This is a genomic window from Nocardia sp. BMG51109 (assembly GCF_000526215.1).
Lineage (GTDB): Bacteria > Actinomycetota > Actinomycetes > Mycobacteriales > Mycobacteriaceae > Nocardia.
The window spans coordinates 2,771,546-2,790,226 of record NZ_JAFQ01000004.1 but is presented as its reverse complement, the minus strand read 5'-3'; the positions used below and the strand labels follow the sequence as shown (position 1 = coordinate 2,790,226).

The window sequence follows — 18,681 nt, the reverse complement described above, 5'->3', positions numbered from 1 at the left end:
GTTACTGCCAGTTGGGCAGTTTCACTACCTGGGCGGCGTAGGAGAGGCCGGCGCCGAAGGCGACCAGCAGCGCGTCGGCGCCCGGCTTGGTCTCGCCCCGGCGTAGTAGCGCCTCCATCGCCAGCGGTATCGAGGCGGCCGAGGTATTGCCCGCCTCCTCGATGTCGCCCGCCAGCGCGCAGTTGGCCGACAGCTCCAGCTCGCGGGCCATGATCTCGATGATGCGGCCGTTGGCCTGGTGCGGGACCATCGCATCCAGGTCGCCCGGGGTCAGCCCGGCCCGGTCGATGGCGTCCAGGCAGACCTTCTTGAGCGAATGCGCGGCCCAGCGGAACACCGCCGTACCCTCCATCGCCAGGTAGGGGCGCACGGCATCGAGGCCGCGCTCATCGATCTCGTCGAAGAACTCCATCCAGTCCTTGTCCTGGCGGATGGCGTGATGCTGGTCGCCGTCGGAACCCCAGACGGTCGGGCCGATCCCCGGCTCGTCGGACGGGCCGATGACCACGGCGCCCGCGCCGTCGGCGAACAGGAACGCCGTGCCGCGATCGGCCGGGTCGACCGCGTCGGTGAGCCGCTCCACGCCGATCACCAGAACGTGGCCGGCGGTACCGCCCTTGACGAGATCCGAGCCCAGCGCGACGGCGTGGCAGAACCCGGCGCAACCGGCCGAGATGTCGAACGCCGCGGGATTGTCCATGCCCAGTTCGGTGGCGATCTGGGGCGCCGCCGCCGGGGTGAGCAGCAGCCAGGTGGAGGTGGCGACGATGACGCAGCCGACCTGATCGGGCGCGACGGCGGCCGCGGCCAGCGCATCGCGGGCCGCGGCCACGCTCATCTCGATCAGCGTTTCCGAGTCCGAGGCGAACCGCCGGGTCTTGATGCCCGAGCGGGTGCGGATCCATTCGTCGCTGGAGTCGATCGGTCCGGCAACTTCGTCGTTGGTGACGACCCTGGTCGGGCGGTACACACCGAGCCCGAGCATCGCCGTGTGCTCCACCCCTGTGATCTGGGCGAGTCGAGCAGCCATCGTGCTTCTCCTAGGTACCTGCCGGCAGGCGTGTCCGGGCCTGCGGCCCTCACCCGCGCATCGAACGTTCCTTCATCGGGCCCTCACCGGCGACTCGCATCTGAGCCGATAGACATGAGGCCCCCTCATATTAGCCGGAACAGTAACGGGAGTCGTGGGTATTGTCACAATCGATCGGGTACTGCCAGTTCGCGTGCCGGTTGCTTCGACCGGCGGCACGCCTCTCTGTTCCCACGAGTGATTCGAGGACACCATGCTCGGTCTCGGAATTATCGGCTGGATCATCATCGGCGGCCTGGCCGGCTGGATCGCCAGTAAGTTCATGGGGACGGATGCCCAGCAGGGCATCCTCCTCAATATCGTCGTCGGGGTCGTCGGCGGCCTGCTGGGCGGCTTCCTGCTGAACCTGCTCGGCGTCGACGTGGCGGGCGGCGGAATCATCTTCAGCTTCCTCACCTGCCTCGCCGGTGCGGCGATCCTGCTGTGGCTGGTGCGACTGGTCACCGGGCGTCGAAAGGTCGGCTGACCGGTTCGATCACGCTGTCGCGGCGGCCATCCGGTCGCCGCGGCTGCGTGCTGTCGTAGCACAGGCTCGGACGCGGCACGTCCCGTAAGGTGTGAGCGACTTGTCCGCGCACGAAAGAGGAGCCCGTGGCCCGCCGCCCCACCCCGCCCGGCACGCCCGAACGCACCGGCCTCGGTCACATCGCCGATCTGGTGCGCGACGCGATTCCGCCGTTGCATCCCGCAGGTCTGCCGTTCGTGGCGGCTCCACTGGCGGTCGCCCTGCTGGGCCGGCGGCGGACGTGGCTGCGGCGCAGCGGTTTCGCGGCCGCGGCGGGGTCGGCGGCGTTCTTCCGGCATCCGCACCGAGTGCCGCCGCAGCGGCCGGGTGCCGTGGTCGCGCCCGCCGACGGGCAGGTCGCGCTGGTGGACACCGCGGTGCCGCCGGCCGAGCTGAATCTGGGCGAGGCCGAGCTGCCGCGCGTGAGCATCTTCCTGTCGGTACTGGACGTGCACGTGCAGCGCACGCCGGTCGACGGCACCGTGCGCGAGATCGTCTACCGGCGCGGGCGGTTCCGCTCCGCCGATCTGCCGGAGGCCAGCACCGACAACGAGCGCAACAGCATGGTGCTGGAGACCGCCGGCGGCCAGGTCGTGACGGTGGTGCAGATCGCGGGCCTGCTGGCCCGCCGGATCGTCTGCGACGCCCGGGTCGGCGACAAGCTGGGCATCGGCGACACCTATGGGCTGATCCGATTCGGCTCGCGGGTCGACACGTACTTTCCGTCCGGGACCGACCTGCTCGTCGCGCCGGGGCAGCGCACCGTCGGCGGAGAGACGGTGCTGGCCGAACTGCTCTCATGATCGAGGAAACGGTGACCGAAGAGGGGAAGCGGCGCCGGTCGGTGCGCCTGCTGCCCAGCATCGTGACGATTATGGCGCTGTGCGCCGGATTGTCGGCGGTGAAGTTCGCGCTGGAGGGCTCGTTGGCCACCGCGGTGGCGATGATCGGTGCGGCGGCAGTGCTCGACACGCTCGACGGCCGGCTGGCCCGGATGCTGTCGGCGACCACCAAGATCGGCGCCGAGCTCGATTCGCTCGCGGACGCGATCTCGTTCGGCGTCGCGCCCGCGCTGGTGCTGTACGTGACGTTCCTGCGCCAGGACAGCGCGGGCTGGATCATCGCACTGCTCTACGCGGTGAGCATCGTGCTGCGGCTGGCGCGGTTCAACACCCTGATGGACGACGACACCCGCCCCGACTGGCAGCGCGAGTACTTCGTCGGGGTGCCGGCGCCGGCGGCGGCGCTGATCGCGATGCTGCCGCTGACGCTGCACGAACAGTTCCACAGCGGCTGGTGGAACAACTTCCCGGTGGTGGCGGCCTGGACGATCTTCGCGGCGCTGCTGGCCGTCAGCACGATCCCGACGCTCGCGATGAAGTCGGTGTCGGTCGCGCCGCAGGCCGCGGCGCTGCTGCTGGTGCTGACCGCCCTGGCCGCGGCCGCGCTGGTCACCTATCCGCTCATCCTGCTGATGGTGCTGATCGCGCTGTACCTGGGCCACATCCCGTTCGCGTGGCGCTCGCAGCGCTGGGTCGCCGCCCGCCCCGAGACCTGGCACCACAAGCCCGCCGAACGCCGCGCCCAGCGCCGCGCCGCCCGCCGCCGCCCGGGCCTGCGCGTACCGGCGTCGTCGTTACGGCTGCGCCGCCCCGCCCTGCGGGTGTCGGTGTCGACGTCCCGCCTGCGCCTGCGCCGCCCGGGGCCCCGTGAATGACGATCGCCGGATCACGAGGGTCCCCCACATCTCGGTCTGACCTCGGAGAACAACTATACACATCTATGTGTGTATAGTTGCTGTATGGCACGCCTGAACGTCTATGTCCCGGATGAGCTCGCACAGCGTGCTCGCGAGCGAGGTCTCAATGTGTCCGCGCTGGCCCAGGAGGCAATAATGGCGGAGCTGGACAAAAACGCTACCGCCGCGTGGCTGGCGGAGTTGGCCGAGGACCGCCCCGAGGTACCTCACGAGGCAACACTCGCCGCTCTCGAGGCCGCGCGAGATGAGTTCGGCCGGTGAACGAACCGGAGCAGATCGTTCTCGATGCCAGCGCCATGGTCGATGTTCTTATACACAACAATCGCACGGCGGCCGTGAGCGCACGGATCACCTCTGCCATTCTGCACGTGCCGGCGCATTTCGATGCCGAAGTCCTGTCCGCGCTCGAGCGTCTGAACCGCACCGGCGATCTCTCCGATGTCGCGGTCGACACCGCCCTGAGCCGGCTCGCCCGTGCGCCGCTGACCCGGCATCCGTTGATGAACCTGACGATCGGCGCGTGGTCGAAACGGGCGGCGATCAGACTCGCCGATGCGCTCTACGTCGAACTCTCCGAGCAGTTGAAGATGCCGTTGATCACGACGGACGGGCGTCTGGCTCGAACGTGCTCGCACGCCGAGGATGTCCGGCCGACCGACACCTGAGCCGCGGGCACAATGGCAGGCGTGCCGGATCTGTCGCTCACCGCTCGCCTGAACCGATCAGCCGCCGATGCCCGCCGGGGGGTGGTGCGGGTGCATCCGGAGGCCCTGGCGGCGTTGGGGTTGCGGGAGTGGGACGGGATCGCGCTGATCGGGTCGCGGCGGACCGCCGCGGTGGCGGGTGTCGCGCCGGCGGGGACGCCCGCCGGCCTGATTCTGCTGGACGATGTGACGCTGTCCAACGCCGGCGTGCGCGAGGACGCGACGCTGGTGGTCGCGCCGGCGAACGTGTTCGGGGCGCGGCAGATCTCGGTGACCGGATCGGCGCAGGCCGCCCACAGCATTCCGGAGTCCACGCTGCGGCAGGCGCTGCTCGGCAAGGTGGTCACCGTCGGTGACGCGGTCTCGCTGCTGCCCCGCGACCTCGGGCCGGGCACCAGCACCGCGGCTGCGACACAGGCACTTTCGCGCACCTTCGGGATCGCCTGGACCTCCGAGCTGCTCACCGTCACCGCGACCGACCCGGTCCGCGGCCCGGTCAGCGTGCAGCCCAACAGCGCGGTGGTGTGGGGCGCGGGCGTGCCGCCGGCCGCGGCCTCGCACGACCCGGGTGCCGGATCCGACGTCCAGGACGGCGCTCCCGGAACCCGAATGCGGGTGCGGGAGCGGCCCTCCGCGGTGGACGTCGCCGACCTGGCGGGCGTGCGCGGGCAGGCGGCGAAGCTGTCGGAGTGGCTCAGCCTCGCCCTCGACGAACCTGAACTGCTGAAAACCCTCGGCGCCCCACCGCATCTCGGCGTGCTGATCACCGGCCCGGCCGGGGCCGGGAAGGCGACGCTGGCGCGCGCGGTGGCCACGCCGCGGCGGATCGTGGAACTCGACGGCCCCACGGTCGGGGCCACCGAGAGCGGCACCCGGCTGCGCGAGGTCGGGCTCGCGGTGTCCGAGATCTGTTCGGGCCCAGGGGGAGTCCTGCTGATCACCGATATCGATGCGCTGCTGCCCGCCGATCCGGAGCCGGTCGCCGCGCTGGTGCTGGACCAGTTGCGCGCGGCGGTCGCGACGCCGGGGGTCGCGTTCCTGGCCACCACCTCCGACCCCACCCGGATCGACAGCCGGATGCGCGCACCGGATCTGTGCGATCGCGAGATCGCGCTGACCCTGCCCACCGCCGCCGTCCGCAAGGACCTGCTGGAGCAGTTGCTGCGCAAGGTACCCACCGAGGATTTGAAACTCGAGGAGATCGCCGACCGCACACCGGGATTCGTGGTGTCCGATCTGGCGGCGCTGTGCCGGGAGGCGGCGCTGCGGGCCGCGTCGCGGGCCAGCCGCGACCACACCGAGCCGGTGCTGACGCAGCCCGACCTGCTCGGCGCGCTGGAGGTGATCCGCCCGCTGTCGCGTTCGGGCACCGAGGAATTGGCCATCGGCAGCCTCGCCCTGGACGACGTCGGCGATATGACCGAGACCAAGCAGGCGCTGACCGAGGCGGTGCTGTGGCCGCTGCGGCATCCGGATTCGTTCGCCCGGCTCGGCATCGATCCGCCGCGCGGCGTGCTGCTGTACGGGCCGCCCGGGTGCGGGAAGACCTTCCTGGTGCGCGCGCTGGCCGGCACCGGGCAGCTGAGCGTGCACGCGGTCAAGGGCGCCGAACTGATGGACAAGTGGGTCGGCTCGTCCGAGCGCGCGGTCCGCGAACTGTTCCAGCGCGCCCGCGACTCCGCGCCGTCGCTGATCTTTCTCGACGAGGTGGACGCCCTGGCGCCACGCCGCGGCCAGAGCAGCGATTCCGGGGTCGGCGACCGGGTGGTCGCGGCGCTGCTCACCGAGCTGGACGGGGTGGAGCCGCTGCGCGATGTCGTGGTGGTGGGCGCCACCAACCGGCCGGAGCTGATCGATCCGGCGCTGACCCGGCCCGGCCGGCTGGAGCGGCTGGTGTTCGTGCCGCCCCCGGATGCCGCCGGGCGCACCGACATTCTGCGCACCGCGAGCCGATCGGTGCCGCTGGCCCCCGACGTCGACCTGCCCGCGCTGGCGGCCGACCTGGACGGATACTCGGCCGCCGACTGCTCCGCGCTGCTGCGGGAGGCGGCGCTGGCCGCGATGCGGCGCGATGTCGACACCGCCGACATCACCGCCGCGGACGTCGGCACCGCCCGCGCGGCGGTCCGGCCGTCGCTGGATCCGGATCAGGTGGAGGCGCTGCGGCGCTACGCGGAAGCACGGTAGCGCTGCGGCGCTACGCCGAGGCACGGTAGCGCTGCGGCGCTACGCCGAAGCACGGTAGCGGGATCCCCGGTCGCTCGGTGCTTTGCGCGGCGGACGCGACCGGATCGGCCGGAAAAAGAATAATCCGCACACACACGGCAACCGGCACGTCTACGGCGCTCGGGCGCCGATCATGGGTATTTTCGGCTGGTGCGGACCAGCGTCGGGGCCTTCGAGACGGTGACGGCGGGCCTCGCAACCCTGATTGCGGGAATGTCGCTGACCCTCCCGATCGATTTCGCGTGGACGACGAAGACGACCGCGCTACAGCTGGACCTGCTCGCGCACAGCGTGCCCCGCGCCATCGCCGCCGGGGCCGTCGTCGCCCTGACCGTCGCCGTGTTCGCCACCACCGTCAATCACGGGCTCGCCGCCTGGGGATCGGCGCTGTGCGGCAGCGCGCTGCTGCTGGTGACCCACCTGGCCGGCCGGCACAGCGGACCCGGCACCTCGCTGGCGACCCTGAACTTCCTCGACGCGATGGCGGGCGGCGTGCTGCTCGGCGGCATAGCCGCGGCGGTGCTCCGGGGGCGGCCACAGGTGTTCGGCTGGACGTTCGGCGGGCTCGCCGCCATCGTGGTGGGCTCGGCGCAGCCGGTGACACACGGCGACAAGATCGGCGATCCGACCGGATTCGGGCGCTTCCCGGCGGCCGACTCGCCGCCGCTGTGGCTCATCGCGGTGACGCTGGCGCTGGTCGCCGTGGGTACCGTGGCCAACCGGCACCGCACCCAGGTGGAGCGGCGGTCGGTCGAACTGCCGATGGCGCCGATCCTGGCCGGGCTGCTGTACGTGATGGTGACCCTGCTGGCCACGGAGTGGCTCACCCGCCGCGCCGCGGATCCGATCGACATCGCCCTCGGCGTGGGCGCGACCGTGGTCGCCGGGCTGCTCGCCGCCATGCTCCTGCCCCGCCGCGACGGCACCCTGGTGCTGCTGGCGGTCGCCCTGTCCGCCGTCGGCAGCGCGATCATGCCGTCCGGGCTGCCGGCCTGGTCGACGGCCCCGCTGCTGGTGCTGCTGGCGGCCGGGATCGTGCTGGGTTTCCGGCGGCCGGGCCCGCTGTTCGCGCTGCTGTTGCTGACCGCGCTGGTGGTGTACGCCGCGCTCACCGTCGACGTCCCGTCGCACGGCCGGGTGCGCGCGGCGGTGTGCGGGGTGCTGCTGGCCCTCGCGGCCGGGTACTGCTTCGGCAGCGCCGCGCCCCGCTACAACCCGACCCGGGTGCTGGGCATCGCGATCGTCTTCATGCCCTCGGTGGTGCTGGCCCTGCGCGACCATGTCGACCGCGGCGACTTCACCACGCTCACGGTCGAGTCCGGGCACTGGCACGTCTGCCCGGTCCCGACCTCGGATTCTCCCGCGCCGTACTGGACCGCGCTGGCGGTCACGATCGGGTGCGTCGCGGGCCTCGTCGCACTGCGCCGCCTGCGCGCGCCCGCCGTCGCACCGGCGACCGAACCGCCGGGAAGAACGGCCGAGAATTGATAGCCGACATATAGCGAAACGCCGCGAAAATGGTTGACACCATATAACCCGTGCGCAGGGGCGCCTGGCGGCAACAGTAGTATCGACTCCGCCACCCCGCCGCCGACCGACGGAGTGAAGTTTGCTCGCTGTCTTGATAGCCCATGCCGTCGCGACTCTGCTCGCGCCTCCCTGCATCCGGGTGCTGGGCCGACGCGGGTTCGCTCTGCTGGCGCTGGTTCCACTGGCGAGCCTGGGCTGGGTGATCGCGAACTGGAACAGCGACAGCACGGTGCGCGTCACCTGGGCGCCGGGCATCCACATGGACCTCGACCTGCGGTTCGATTCGCTCGCCTCGATCATGTCGGTGCTGATCCTCGGGGTCGGCGCGCTGGTTCTCGGCTACTGCGCGAGCTACTTCGACGACGACGACCGGCAGCGGCTGGGCATCTTCGCGGCCTACCTGGTCGCCTTCGCCGGCACGATGTTCGGGCTGGTCGTCAGCGACAACACGATGCTGCTGTTCACCTTCTGGGAGGCCACCACCGTGCTGTCGTTCCTGCTCGTCGGCCATCACGCCGAGCAGCAGGCCGGGCGGCGCGCGGCGCTGCAGGCGCTGCTGGTGACCACCGCGGGCGGGCTGGCGATGCTGGTGGGGCTCATTCTGCTGGGGCAGCGCTGCGGCACCTACCTGCTCTCCGAGACCCTCGCCCGGGCCGATCCGCACGACTGGTCGACCTGCGTCGCGGTGGTGCTGATCCTGATCGGCGCGCTGAGCAAATCGGCGATCGTGCCGCTGCACTTCTGGCTGCCGGGCGCGATGACGGCGCCCACGCCGGTCAGCGCGTATCTGCACGCGGCGGCGATGGTGAAGGCCGGCATCTATCTGGTCGCCCGGCTCGCACCGGCGTTCGCGGTATCGCCGCCGTGGCATCCGCTCATCCTCACCCTGGGGCTGGTCTCGATGGTGCTCGCGGGGTTGCGCGCGCTGCAGGTGACCGATCTGAAACTGGTGCTGGCCTTCGGCACGGTGAGCCAGCTGGGCTTCCTGATCACGCTGGTCGGCATCGGCACACCCGACGCGGCCCTGGCCGGGGCCGCGCTGATCGTCGCGCACGGGCTGTTCAAGGGATGCCTGTTCATGGTGGTCGGCATCATCGATCACAGCGCCGGGACCAGGGACCTGCGGCGGCTGTCCGGTCTGGGAAAACGGGCGCCGGTGCTGTGCGGAGTCGCGATCCTGGCGGCGGCCAGCATGGCCGGGATACCGCCGCTGCTCGGCTTCGTCGGCAAGGAGACCGCGCTCGGCGCGGTGCTGAACGCGAACAACCTGTCTTCGTCCGTCAAGGTGGCCGTGGGCATCGCCGTGGTGGTCGGCTCGATTCTGACCGTCGGCTACAGCCTCCGATTCCTGTGGGGCGCGTTCGGCACCAAGTCGGTGACCATGGGTGCGCCCGAACCGCGGCGGCAGTGGCATCGGCCCGGTGCGTGGTTCCTGGCCCCGCCTGCCGTGCTGGCCCTGGCCGGGCTCGTGGCGGGTCCGGCCGCGCCCTGGATGGACCGGCTGCTGCGGCCCTACGCGGAGACCCTGCCCGGCGGCGAGCCCACCCATCTGGCGCTGTGGCACGGCTTCGGGCATCCGCTCACGCTGACCATGATCGTGATCGCGTGCGGTCTGGTGCTGTTCGAGATCCGCGACCGCATCGGCGAGACCGCGAACCCCCGGCTGGGCAACGCCGACCGCGTCTACGACAAGACGCTGCGGGCGATGGATCAGCTGTCGCTGCGCATGACCGGTGCCACGCAACGGGGTTCGCTGCCGCTGAGCCAGGCACTCATCCTGATCACACTGATCCTGCTGCCCACCGCGACGCTGGCCATCGACGCGCGCACGAAGGTCCAACTGCGGCTGTGGGATTCGCCGTTGCAGCTGGTCATCGGCCTGATCATGATCGTCATGGCGGTGGGCGCCACCGTGATGCGCAACCGCCTGGCGGGGGTGCTGATGGTCGGCGTCACCGGTTACGGCTGCGGCGTGATCTTCGCCCTGCACGGCGCGCCCGATCTGGCTCTGACCCAGTTCCTGGTGGAGACGCTGACGCTGGTGATCTTCGTGCTGGTGCTGCGCAAGTTCCCCGCCGAGGTCGAGCCCGACCGCGCCACGCCGTTCAAGGCGCGCCGCGCGCTGCTCGCCGCGCTGGTCGGCACCGCGGTCGCGGTGCTCGGGGCGTTCGCCGTCGCCGCCCGCGGACCCGACCCGATCTGGCGCCGGATCCCGTCGGCCGCCTACGAATTCGGCGGCGGGAAGAACGCGGTGAACGTGCTGCTGGTCGATATCCGGGCGTGGGACACCCTCGGTGAGATCTCGGTGCTGGTGGTCGCCGCGACCGGGGTCGCGTCGCTGATGTTCCGCAGCCGCCGCTTCGGGACGCTGCCGCGGGTGGCCGACGCGCCGGGCTACACGCCCGACCCGGCGCGGGCCTACTGGCTTCCGGCGGCCGGACTGATCGCACCGCGCCATCGGTCGATCGTGCTGGCGATCACCACCCGCATGGTGTTTCCGACCATGATGGTGATGTCGGTGTTTTTCTTCTTCTCCGGGCACAACGCCCCGGGAGGCGGGTTCGCCGGCGGCCTCACCGCGGGATTGGCCCTGGTGCTCCGCTATCTCGCGGGCGGGCGCTACGAGCTCGCCGAGGCACTGCCGGTCGACGCCGGACATGTGCTGGGTACCGGATTGGCGCTGTCGGCGGGCACCGCGACCGGTTCCCTGCTGCTCGGCGCGCCGCCGCTGTCCTCGGCGATCATCGAGGTGACGCTGCCGCTGATCGGCCACGTCAAATTCGTCACCGCGCTGCTGTTCGACCTGGGCGTGTACCTGATCGTGGTGGGCCTGGTGCTGGACGTGCTGCGCAGTCTCGGTGCGCGGCTGGACACCGAGGAGCCGACGGGGCCGATGCCCACCGTACCCACAGTGCCCGCCACACCCGAACTGCCCGCCACACCCGAACCGCCCGCCACACCCGAACTGCCCTCGGTACCGAAATCCGCATCGGAGGAACGATGAGCGACGATCGCGCGGCGGTCGCGGCCGCACAGGAGATCCGATGACCGCGAATATCACCCTCCTGGTCCTCGTCGGCGCGTTGGTCGCATGCGGGGTGTATCTGCTGCTGGAGCGCGCGGTGTCGAAGATGCTGCTCGGGTTGATCCTGTTCGGTAACGCGGTGAATCTGCTGCTCCTCACCGTCGGCGGCCCCGACGGCAGCCCCCCGATCCTCGGCGAAACCGATCGGGTGCACCAGGATTCGGCCGATCCGCTGGCGCAGGCCATGGTGCTGACCTCGATCGTGATCACCATGGGAATCTCGGCGTTCGTGCTCGCGCTCGCCTACCGTTCCTACGCCCTGACCACCACCGAACAGGTCGAGAACGATCCCGAGGACGTCAAGGTCGCCGCCCGGCGCGAGGGCGAGGATCCCGACCAATGACCCTCTCTCCCGGCCTGATGTCCGGCCTCACCGCCCTGCCGGTGCTGATTCCGCTGCTCACGGCGGCCGTCACCCTGATCGTCGGGCGCAAGCCGCGGACACAGCAGATCATCTCCATCGCGGCGCTCGCCGCGATGGTGGTGATCGCGGGCGTTCTGCTCTACCTCGCCGACCGGGACGGGATGGTGGCCGTGCAGGTCGGCGGCTGGCACACCCCGATCGGCATCACGCTGGTGGTGGACCGGCTGTCGGCAGCCATGCTGCTGGTGTCGTCGATCGTGCTGCTGGCGGTGCTGGTGTACGCGGTCGGGCAGGGTATCAGCGACGGCGCCGAGCGGCAGCCGACCTCCATCTTCCAGCCGACGTATCTCGTGCTGAGCGCGGGTGTTTCGATCGCCTTCCTGGCCGGCGACCTGTTCAATCTGTTCGTCGGGTTCGAGGTGCTGCTGGCCGCGTCGTTCGTGCTGCTGACCCTCGGCGCCAGCGCCGACCGGGTGCGGGCCGGGGTGTCCTACGTCATGGTGTCGATGGTCTCGTCGCTGATCTTCCTGGTCGGCATCGCGCTGGCCTACGGCGCCACCGGAACCCTGAACATGGCGCAGCTGGCGGTGCGGATCGGCGAGGTGCCCCTCGGCGTCCGCGGCGCCATCTACGCCGTACTGCTGGTGGCGTTCGGGATCAAGGCGGCGGTGTTCCCGCTGTCGAACTGGCTGCCGGACTCGTATCCCACGGCACCCGCGCCGGTCACGGCCGTATTCGCGGGCCTGCTGACGAAGGTCGGCGTGTACGCGATCATCCGGATGCACACGCTGCTGTACCCGTCCGGCCGATTCGACAACGTGCTGCTGGTCTGCGGGCTGCTCACACTGCTGATCGGCATCCTCGGCGCGATCGCGCAGAGCGATATCAAGCGCCTGCTGTCGTTCACCCTGGTCAGCCACATCGGCTATCTGATGTTCGGGGTCGGGATCGGCAGCGCCACCGGGCTCACCGGCACGGTTTACTATGTGGCGCACCACATTCTGGTGCAGACCACCCTGTTCCTGGTGGTGGGGCTGATCGAACGGCAGGCCGGCTCGGCCTCGCTGAGCCGGCTGGGCGGCCTGCTCGCGGCCAGCCCGGCGCTGGCGCTGCTGTTCGGGATTCCCGCGCTGAATCTCGGTGGTATTCCGCCGCTGTCGGGTTTCATCGGCAAGGTGGCACTGCTGGAGGCGGGCGTGGACGACGGCAGCGTGCTGGCCTGGATCCTGGTGGCCGGAGCCATCCTGACGAGCCTGCTCACGCTGTATGCGATGGCCCGGGTGTGGAGCAAGGCGTTCTGGCGGCCGCGGGCCCAGGCGCCCGAGGGCGATCTGGCCGATGCCGCCCCGTCGGCGCTGATCGACGAGTCGACCGACGTCTCGTTCGACGATCGCGTCGATCCCGGCCGGATGCCGCGGCTGATGGTGGTGCCGACGGTCGCGTTGCTCGCGGTCGGGCTGGCGCTCACCGTGTTCGCGGGGCCGATTCTGGGCATCGCCTCGCGCGCCGCCGACGATCTCACCGATCGCCGACTCTATCTGGAAACCGTACTGGGCACGCCGGATTCGTGGCAGACGGGAGGCGACCGGTGAGGGCGATCGTGAGCCGGGAGACCATCGTCCGGATCGGCGTGCTGCTGTGGCTGACGCTGGTGTACATGGCCCTGTGGGGCGATCTGAGCTTCGGCAACGCGCTCGCCGGGCTGGCGATCGGCACGCTGATCATGATCGCGCTGCCGCTGCCCCGGGCGCCCGTATCGGGGCGGCTGCATCCGCTGTCGCTGATCGCGCTGATCGTCGTGGCGTCGTACTACGCGCTCGAATCCAGTGCGCAGATCGCGTGGTTCGCGATCCGGCCCGCCGGGGCGCCGGTGTCGGGTGTGCTGCGGGTGCGGTTGTCGATCCGGTCCGATCTGGTCCTCGTGCTGTGCACGGACCTGATGAACCTCATTCCCGGCACCATGGTGCTGGAACTGGACCGCAGCACGCACACCGTCTGGGTGCACGTGCTGGATGTGAGCAGCGAGGCGGCGGTCGAGAAGTTCTATCACGTCACCCACCGACTGGAACGGCTGTTGATCCGGTCCTTCGAGCGGCCGGAGGAATGGCGCGAATCGACCGTTCCCGCAAACCTTTCGGAGGAGGAGTGATGACAGTTGTCGCGATTGTCGCGGCCGTGCTGCTGTCCGCGGCGGCGGTGCTGACCGCCTACCGCACACTGATCGGACCGAGCACCCTGGACCGGGTGGTGGGCATCGACTCGATAGTCGGCATCGCCGCCGCGGGCCTGGCGGTCTGGGCCGCCTACAGCGGAGACGCCACGGTGCTGCCGGCCACCGTGGCGCTGGCGCTCGTCGGCTTCCTCGGTTCCGCCGCGGTGACCCGGTTCCGGGTGCGGGACGACCGATGACGGCCTGGCTCGATACGGCGCTGCACTGGCTCTCCTATGTCCTCATCCTGCTCGGGTCCGGCTTCGCCCTGACGGCCGCCATCGCGTTCGTCCGCTTTCCCGACATCCTGACCCGCATGCATGCCGCCACCAAGCCGCAGGTGGTCGGCCTGGTGCTGGTCCTGATCGGCAGCACCGTCGAGTTGCGTGGCCATCCCAATATCTGGATGCTGCCGCTGGTCGGCCTGTTCACGCTGCTCACGGTGCCGGCCGTCGCGCACCTGATCGGTCGCACCGCCCACCGCGAACAACGGCACCGCGACGGCCTGCTGGTGATCAACGAACGCGGTGACGACCCGGATCGATGACCCCCTCGCCCGCCGGAGCGGGCCGGCGGCCGAACCACGTCGTATGGAACACCCAGACATAGCCGGCGAAGACTCCGAGCAGGATGATGCCGGCCGGTAGCGGATGCTCCGCCATCCGTTCGGCCAGGAAGCGATAGGTCAGCAGCAGGCCGGCCAGCAATCCGGCGCCCCCGGCCACCAGCCCGACGCGGGCGCGATCCCAGCCGCGCTCGGGTGCGCGCAGCGCGGACTCGACGGTCAGGCACAGCACGGCGCCGGCGAGCAGATCCACGCCGTAGTGATAGCCGAATCCGAGCGTCGCGGTGAGGGTGGCCAGCAGCCAGAAGGCACCGCCCCAGCGCAGCCAGCGCGGCGCGGGCGAGCCGTCGGCGGCGCGGCGCGAATGCAGGAAAACCGCGGTGGCCCAGGCGGTATGCATGGAGGGCATGCAGTTGCGCGGGGTCGACCGATCGAACGGGAGCGGGGCGGGGCGGTAGTCGGGCGACGGCATGAGCTGCGGCCAGAAGTTCCCGATCTGCAGCCCGTGCCCGTCCGGGCCGAACGCGAACATCGGCCCGACCACCGGGAACAGCAGATACACGGCCGGACCGGCCAGGCCGAGCACCAGGAAGGTGCGCACCAGATAGTGGCTCGGCCACACTCCCGTCGGCACGACGCGCCGCAGCTGCCAGGCCGCGACCACCATCGCCGCCACCGGCAACTCGATGTAGACCCAGTGCAGCACCGCGTACACCCCCGGGCCGAGCGCATCGATGGCCTGACCGAACAGCCACGACGGCTGCCCGAGCGCGTGATCGGCCAGCGCCGCATACCGATCCAGCACATTCGGCCCCGCCAGCACGGTGATGTGCAGCCAGACGTCGCCCACCTTGGTGGCCAGGATCAGCAGCGCGCCGAGCGCGGCCGCGCGCAGTGCGTTGCGGCGCTGCACGCCCTCCCAGCCGAACCAGGCCACCAGCGCCAGCCCGGTGAGTGCGATCACCGCGCCGTTGCCACTGGTCAGCTCGCCGCCCAGGAGCAACCGGAGGACCGCGCACAGCACATCGATCGCCACCGCGATCCCGACCGTCCACAATCGCCGCCGCCACGACAGCCCGACCAGAGCCAGCGCCAGCCCGGCCCACGGCACCGACACCGACTTCGGCGTGCCCGCGTAATCGCTCCACAGGCTCGCCAGCGGCCCCTGGAAACCGTTGTAGGAGGACACGATCTGCAGCACGAGCAACAACAGGGGCACGGCCGCCACCGCGACCGCGACCCGGGTACGCCGCGACGGCATCCGGATCCGATTACGGTGGGCGTCACCGAAGCCGGAACGCGGGTCGTCGAGAAGCACGACGACCATAGTAAACGGATGCTGAACGCCACCCGCCCGGACAGCTGAACGTTCGACCACCAATCGCCGACGTGACCACCGCCGACGTCAGCTCGCCCGGTGGCAACCCGCCACGATGCCGTTGTCGCGCAGCCGGACCGGATCGGTCAGCCGTCGAGCTCCTTGACCAGAGCGTCGACCACGGCCACCAGATCCCCCTGGGCGGAGGCCGCGACCCGGCGCTGGCGCTGATACGAGGCGCCGCGCTCGGGAATGCCGGGAACCAGCGCCAGCTCCTCCTCGCAGCCCAGCCGCTTCGCGGTCGGCTCCAGGCGATTGAGCAGCTCCGACAGATCGTCGGTGACCAGGCGCTCGTTGCTCGCGGCGTCGGTGATGATGATCGCGTCCAGGCCGTAACGCGCTGCCCGCCACTTGTTCTCCTGCACGTGCCAGGGCGGGATGGTGGGCAGGATCTCCCCCGCCTCGACCCGGTGGTCCAGGTCCACGACCAGGCAGTGGATGAGCGCGACCAGCGCGGAAAGCTCTATCCGGGTGGGGATTCCGTCACAGACCCGCACCTCGATCGTGCCCCACTTCGGCGCCGGGCGGATATCCCAGTGCATGCCGCCGAGCTGCTCGATCACCCCGGTCTTCATCTGGTCGTGCACGAAACCCTCGAACTGCGACCAGTTCTCGAACTGGAACGGCAGCCCGGCGGTGGGCAGCTGCTGGAACATCAGCGCCCGGTTGCTGGCGTAACCGGTGTCGATCCCCGCCCACATCGGCGAGGACGCCGACAGCGCCAGCAGATGCGGATACGACAGCAGCAGCGTGTTGAGAATCGGAAAGACCTTCTCCGGGTGCGAAACCCCGACGTGCACATGCACGCCCCAGATCAGCATCTGCCGGCCCCACCACTGGGTGCGCTCGATCAGCTCGTCGTAATGCTCCGAGCGCGTGAGCTGTTGGGTCGACCACTGCGCGAACGGGTGGGTGCCGGCGCAGAACAGATCCACTCCGACCCGGTCGGCCGCGCAGCGGACGGCGTTCATGGTGCCGCTCAGATCCTCGACGACCTCGCCCACGGTGTCGTGCACACCGCTGACGATCTCGACGGTGTTGCGCAGCAGTTCCTTGGTGACCTGGGGTGTGCCGTCATAGGCGCGGCGGTCGCCGACGCCGTCGAAGACCGCGGCGGCGGTATTGGACAGATTGCGGGTCTGCTTGTCGACGAGCGCGATCTCCCACTCGACCCCCAGCGTGGGGCGGGGCGAGCTGTTCCAGTGAACTTGTCCGACGCCTGCCCCGCCCATGGCCTACCCGCGCTACCCGATGACCCCGCAGGCAACCCGGCCGCCGGCGTCACCGGTCGACAGGGTCTCGGCGTCCGGTCCGGCGCCGCCCGCCTGGGTGTATCGACTGGGAATGTTGCCGAAGTTGTCCGCACCGGCGTGGACCATCAGGGCCTTACCCTTCACGTCGTCCAGGGTGACCGTGTCGGTGGTGGTGACCAGCTTGCCGGTGCCGTCCTGCCGGATCTCGAGCGAGGTGAGATCGCCGCTCGACGGATGCGCGTTCTGGTCGCCGACCTGCAGATGCCCGCCCGCGGACAGGAAGTTGCCTGCCGGGCCGCCGGACGGCGCGGTGGAGTTGGCCTCACACTTGCCGACCTGGTGGATGTGCAGGCCGTGGAAGCCGGGCTTCAGGCCGTGCGCCTCGACGGTGATCTCGAGATGGTTGCCGGACTTGGCCACCGACGCCGTGCCGACCTCGACCCCCGCCGGATCCCGCAACTGCACCGCGACCGACTCACCGTGCGGCGCGGTGGTGGTGTGCCCGCCGCTGCCGTGCTCACCGCCGACGGTCTCGCCGCCCGGCTCCGCCGAACCCGTCCACACCGGCGGCGTGGTGCCCTTGGCGTCGCTCGACTCCTGGCTGTTCGTGCAGGCCGCGAGGCCGAAAATCGCGACCGCCACCATCGGGGTCACGGTCCACCAGGAGGGGCGACGAGTTGTGGACGGGGTCATCGGGGAACTCCTTTACGAGTACCGAGTTTACGAGTGGAGCCAGGTGTACGAATTCATTACCGGACAAGATGATGCCAGAGCCGCTGTGCAGTTCAGGTGTCGGGCCGCGACTGTTCAGTTGCCTGTCACGATAACGATCACGCCGGGTGGCGAACTCGCTATTCCGGCGAATCGGGGCTCGGCCGCGGCACCCAGCTGGTCGGCGATCTGCTGCGCCGCGGCCTGCTCGCCCGGCGAATTCCCGTAGTAGACCGTGGTTTTCGCGATCACGCCGCCGGGGTAGTTGCCCGTCTCGGCAATGGTCCAGCCCTCGGAGGTGAGCTGGTTTGCGGTGGTCGCCGCCAGGCCCGCGACGGTGCTGTTGTTGAGCACCCGCACCGGGACGGCCTTGTCCGAGGCCGCCGTCGTCGTCGGGGCGGTGGTCGTCGTCTGTGACGTCGCCGTCGGCGACGCCGTGGTCGTCGAGGACTGCGCGGCGGCCGACGTGGCCGGGGCCTGCGCCGAGGTGGTGCCGGTGGGCTGGCCCTGCGTCGCCTGGCCCTGTGTCGCGACGTCCTCGCCGGTGGATTCGGAACTCGACAGCGACATCGCACCGAGACCGACGAACACGATGGCCAGTGCGATCAGCACCATCGCGAGCGCTCGCAGCGGCGGTCCACCGGAGGGCGGATTGGGGTTGCTCACCGGCTCGACCCTAGTCGTAGGCGGGGGTCCACGCCCGCATCAGACCTGGAAGCCCAGGCGTCGGGCCGCACGGGCCTTCTGCCGGCTGGCCCGCAGCCGCCGCAGCCGCTTCACCAGCATCGGGTCGGCGGCCAGCGCCTCCGGCTTGTCGACGACAGCGTTGAGTACCTGGTAATAGCGCGTGGGCGACATGGAGAACAGCTCGCGGATGGCCTCTTCCTTGGCGCCCGCGTACTTCCACCACTTGCGCTCGAAATCGAGGATGTCGAGTTCGCGGCGGGTGAGGCCGTCGGGGGTATCCGCCGCGTTGTCCGCATCCGCCGCGTTCTCCGTATTCACGGAAGAGCTGTCCTCGCTTGCGGAAAGATTCCGGGCCGCTGCGCTGTCCATATCGCTCCCTCGCCGAATTACTCCTGACGACTGTGTTCACCGCGGCGCGAGCGGGCCGCCGTGGCCGACTGCGCCGACCGGTTCGCAAGGCTCTCGCCGAGCTGCTGCACGTCGCCGCTCATTCAACCACGAACGGCGGCGTTCCCCACCGCGTCGTACGGCGTGTCGGATGCCGCCGACGTGTCCGTCACGGCACCAGAGCCGTGTCCGTCGCGGCACCAGAGCCGTGTCCGTCGCCACACCACG

General features: G+C 70.3%; 19 protein-coding genes. 13 read left to right on the top strand and 6 right to left on the bottom strand.

What is annotated here, in order from left to right; translation table 11 throughout:
• Position 1 precedes the first annotated feature (1 nt).
• Complete coding sequence (locus tag D892_RS0114075; protein ID WP_024801846.1) at positions 2–1,030, bottom strand: beta-ketoacyl-ACP synthase III; 1,029 nt, start codon at positions 1,028–1,030, stop codon at positions 2–4.
• A gap of 253 nt (positions 1,031–1,283) precedes the next feature.
• Here D892_RS0114075 and D892_RS0114070 point away from each other — a divergent pair, with 253 nt between their 5' ends.
• From D892_RS0114070 to mnhG, 13 genes are all read left to right on the top strand, one after another.
• Positions 1,284–1,556, top strand: a complete 273-nt coding sequence (locus D892_RS0114070; protein WP_024801845.1) for a GlsB/YeaQ/YmgE family stress response membrane protein — start codon at positions 1,284–1,286, stop codon at positions 1,554–1,556.
• Between the two features lie 125 nt (positions 1,557–1,681).
• Complete coding sequence (locus tag D892_RS0114065) at positions 1,682–2,398, top strand: phosphatidylserine decarboxylase (protein ID WP_024801844.1); 717 nt, start codon at positions 1,682–1,684, stop codon at positions 2,396–2,398.
• Complete coding sequence (locus D892_RS0114060; protein ID WP_024801843.1) at positions 2,395–3,312, top strand: phosphatidylcholine/phosphatidylserine synthase; 918 nt, start codon at positions 2,395–2,397, stop codon at positions 3,310–3,312. Before D892_RS0114065 ends, D892_RS0114060 begins: the two co-directional genes overlap by 4 nt.
• Positions 3,313–3,396: 84 nt before the next feature.
• Positions 3,397–3,615: a type II toxin-antitoxin system CcdA family antitoxin gene (locus D892_RS0114055; protein WP_024801842.1), complete on the top strand. Its 219-nt coding sequence runs from the start codon at positions 3,397–3,399 to the stop codon at positions 3,613–3,615.
• Positions 3,612–4,019, top strand: a complete 408-nt coding sequence (locus D892_RS0114050; protein ID WP_232236083.1) for a type II toxin-antitoxin system VapC family toxin — start codon at positions 3,612–3,614, stop codon at positions 4,017–4,019. Before D892_RS0114055 ends, D892_RS0114050 begins: the two co-directional genes overlap by 4 nt.
• A 12-nt stretch (positions 4,020–4,031) precedes the next feature.
• Positions 4,032–6,245, top strand: a complete 2,214-nt coding sequence (locus D892_RS0114045; protein ID WP_036567034.1) for an AAA family ATPase — start codon at positions 4,032–4,034, stop codon at positions 6,243–6,245.
• A gap of 189 nt (positions 6,246–6,434) precedes the next feature.
• A complete protein-coding gene (locus D892_RS0114040) occupies positions 6,435–7,772 on the top strand; it encodes a hypothetical protein (RefSeq protein ID WP_024801839.1) in 1,338 nt (445 codons plus the stop codon).
• A gap of 121 nt (positions 7,773–7,893) precedes the next feature.
• A complete protein-coding gene (locus tag D892_RS0114035) occupies positions 7,894–10,818 on the top strand; it encodes a Na+/H+ antiporter subunit A (RefSeq protein WP_024801838.1) in 2,925 nt (974 codons plus the stop codon).
• A 40-nt stretch (positions 10,819–10,858) separates the two neighbouring features.
• A complete protein-coding gene (locus D892_RS0114030; RefSeq protein ID WP_024801837.1) occupies positions 10,859–11,242 on the top strand; it encodes a Na(+)/H(+) antiporter subunit C in 384 nt (127 codons plus the stop codon).
• Positions 11,239–12,855 carry a Na+/H+ antiporter subunit D gene (locus D892_RS0114025; RefSeq protein WP_024801836.1) on the top strand — a complete coding sequence of 539 codons (1,617 nt, stop codon included), beginning with the start codon at positions 11,239–11,241 and terminating at the stop codon, positions 12,853–12,855. Before D892_RS0114030 ends, D892_RS0114025 begins: the two co-directional genes overlap by 4 nt.
• A gap of 8 nt (positions 12,856–12,863) precedes the next feature.
• On the top strand, positions 12,864–13,412 hold the full coding sequence (locus D892_RS0114020) for a Na+/H+ antiporter subunit E (protein WP_024801835.1): 549 nt from the start codon (positions 12,864–12,866) through the stop codon (positions 13,410–13,412).
• Positions 13,412–13,672, top strand: coding sequence for a monovalent cation/H+ antiporter complex subunit F (locus D892_RS0114015; protein ID WP_024801834.1), 261 nt, complete (start codon positions 13,412–13,414; stop codon positions 13,670–13,672). The genes D892_RS0114020 and D892_RS0114015 overlap by 1 nt, the downstream gene beginning before the upstream one ends.
• On the top strand, positions 13,669–14,019 hold the full coding sequence (gene mnhG, locus D892_RS0114010) for a monovalent cation/H(+) antiporter subunit G (RefSeq protein ID WP_024801833.1): 351 nt from the start codon (positions 13,669–13,671) through the stop codon (positions 14,017–14,019). Before D892_RS0114015 ends, mnhG begins: the two co-directional genes overlap by 4 nt.
• Here mnhG and D892_RS0114005 read toward each other — a convergent pair.
• The 5 genes from D892_RS0114005 to D892_RS0113985 form a co-directional block, all read right to left on the bottom strand.
• Positions 13,988–15,298 carry a phosphatase PAP2 family protein gene (locus D892_RS0114005; RefSeq protein WP_051499664.1) on the bottom strand — a complete coding sequence of 437 codons (1,311 nt, stop codon included), beginning with the start codon at positions 15,296–15,298 and terminating at the stop codon, positions 13,988–13,990. The two genes, mnhG and D892_RS0114005, sit on opposite strands and share 32 nt — an antisense overlap.
• 203 nt (positions 15,299–15,501) lie before the next feature.
• Complete coding sequence (locus D892_RS0114000) at positions 15,502–16,647, bottom strand: glutamate--cysteine ligase (protein WP_024801831.1); 1,146 nt, start codon at positions 16,645–16,647, stop codon at positions 15,502–15,504.
• 12 nt (positions 16,648–16,659) lie between these two features.
• Positions 16,660–17,361 carry a superoxide dismutase family protein gene (locus tag D892_RS0113995; protein ID WP_024801830.1) on the bottom strand — a complete coding sequence of 234 codons (702 nt, stop codon included), beginning with the start codon at positions 17,359–17,361 and terminating at the stop codon, positions 16,660–16,662.
• 114 nt (positions 17,362–17,475) lie between these two features.
• Positions 17,476–18,045, bottom strand: coding sequence for a LytR C-terminal domain-containing protein (locus tag D892_RS0113990; protein ID WP_024801829.1), 570 nt, complete (start codon positions 18,043–18,045; stop codon positions 17,476–17,478).
• A 39-nt stretch (positions 18,046–18,084) separates the two neighbouring features.
• Entirely contained in the window at positions 18,085–18,435 is a 351-nt protein-coding gene (locus D892_RS0113985; protein ID WP_024801828.1) for a DUF3263 domain-containing protein, read from the bottom strand.
• Positions 18,436–18,681 lie beyond the last annotated feature (246 nt).

What these genes read in the sequence shown, in the direction of transcription:
- D892_RS0113985 (WP_024801828.1), bottom strand. Translation starts at nt 18,435, where the DNA reads ATGGACAGCGCAGCGGCCCGGAATCTTTCCGCAAGCGAGGACAGCTCT.
- mnhG (WP_024801833.1), top strand. Translation starts at nt 13,669, where the DNA reads ATGACGGCCTGGCTCGATACGGCGCTGCACTGGCTCTCCTATGTCCTC.
- D892_RS0114070 (WP_024801845.1), top strand. Translation starts at nt 1,284, where the DNA reads ATGCTCGGTCTCGGAATTATCGGCTGGATCATCATCGGCGGCCTGGCC.
- D892_RS0114055 (WP_024801842.1), top strand. Translation starts at nt 3,397, where the DNA reads ATGGCACGCCTGAACGTCTATGTCCCGGATGAGCTCGCACAGCGTGCT.
- D892_RS0113995 (WP_024801830.1), bottom strand. Translation starts at nt 17,361, where the DNA reads ATGACCCCGTCCACAACTCGTCGCCCCTCCTGGTGGACCGTGACCCCG.
- D892_RS0114075 (WP_024801846.1), bottom strand. Translation starts at nt 1,030, where the DNA reads ATGGCTGCTCGACTCGCCCAGATCACAGGGGTGGAGCACACGGCGATG.
- D892_RS0114045 (WP_036567034.1), top strand. Translation starts at nt 4,032, where the DNA reads ATGGCAGGCGTGCCGGATCTGTCGCTCACCGCTCGCCTGAACCGATCA.
- D892_RS0114005 (WP_051499664.1), bottom strand. Translation starts at nt 15,298, where the DNA reads ATGCCGTCGCGGCGTACCCGGGTCGCGGTCGCGGTGGCGGCCGTGCCC.
- D892_RS0114060 (WP_024801843.1), top strand. Translation starts at nt 2,395, where the DNA reads ATGATCGAGGAAACGGTGACCGAAGAGGGGAAGCGGCGCCGGTCGGTG.
- D892_RS0114025 (WP_024801836.1), top strand. Translation starts at nt 11,239, where the DNA reads ATGACCCTCTCTCCCGGCCTGATGTCCGGCCTCACCGCCCTGCCGGTG.
- D892_RS0114030 (WP_024801837.1), top strand. Translation starts at nt 10,859, where the DNA reads ATGACCGCGAATATCACCCTCCTGGTCCTCGTCGGCGCGTTGGTCGCA.
- D892_RS0114000 (WP_024801831.1), bottom strand. Translation starts at nt 16,647, where the DNA reads ATGGGCGGGGCAGGCGTCGGACAAGTTCACTGGAACAGCTCGCCCCGC.
- D892_RS0114015 (WP_024801834.1), top strand. Translation starts at nt 13,412, where the DNA reads ATGACAGTTGTCGCGATTGTCGCGGCCGTGCTGCTGTCCGCGGCGGCG.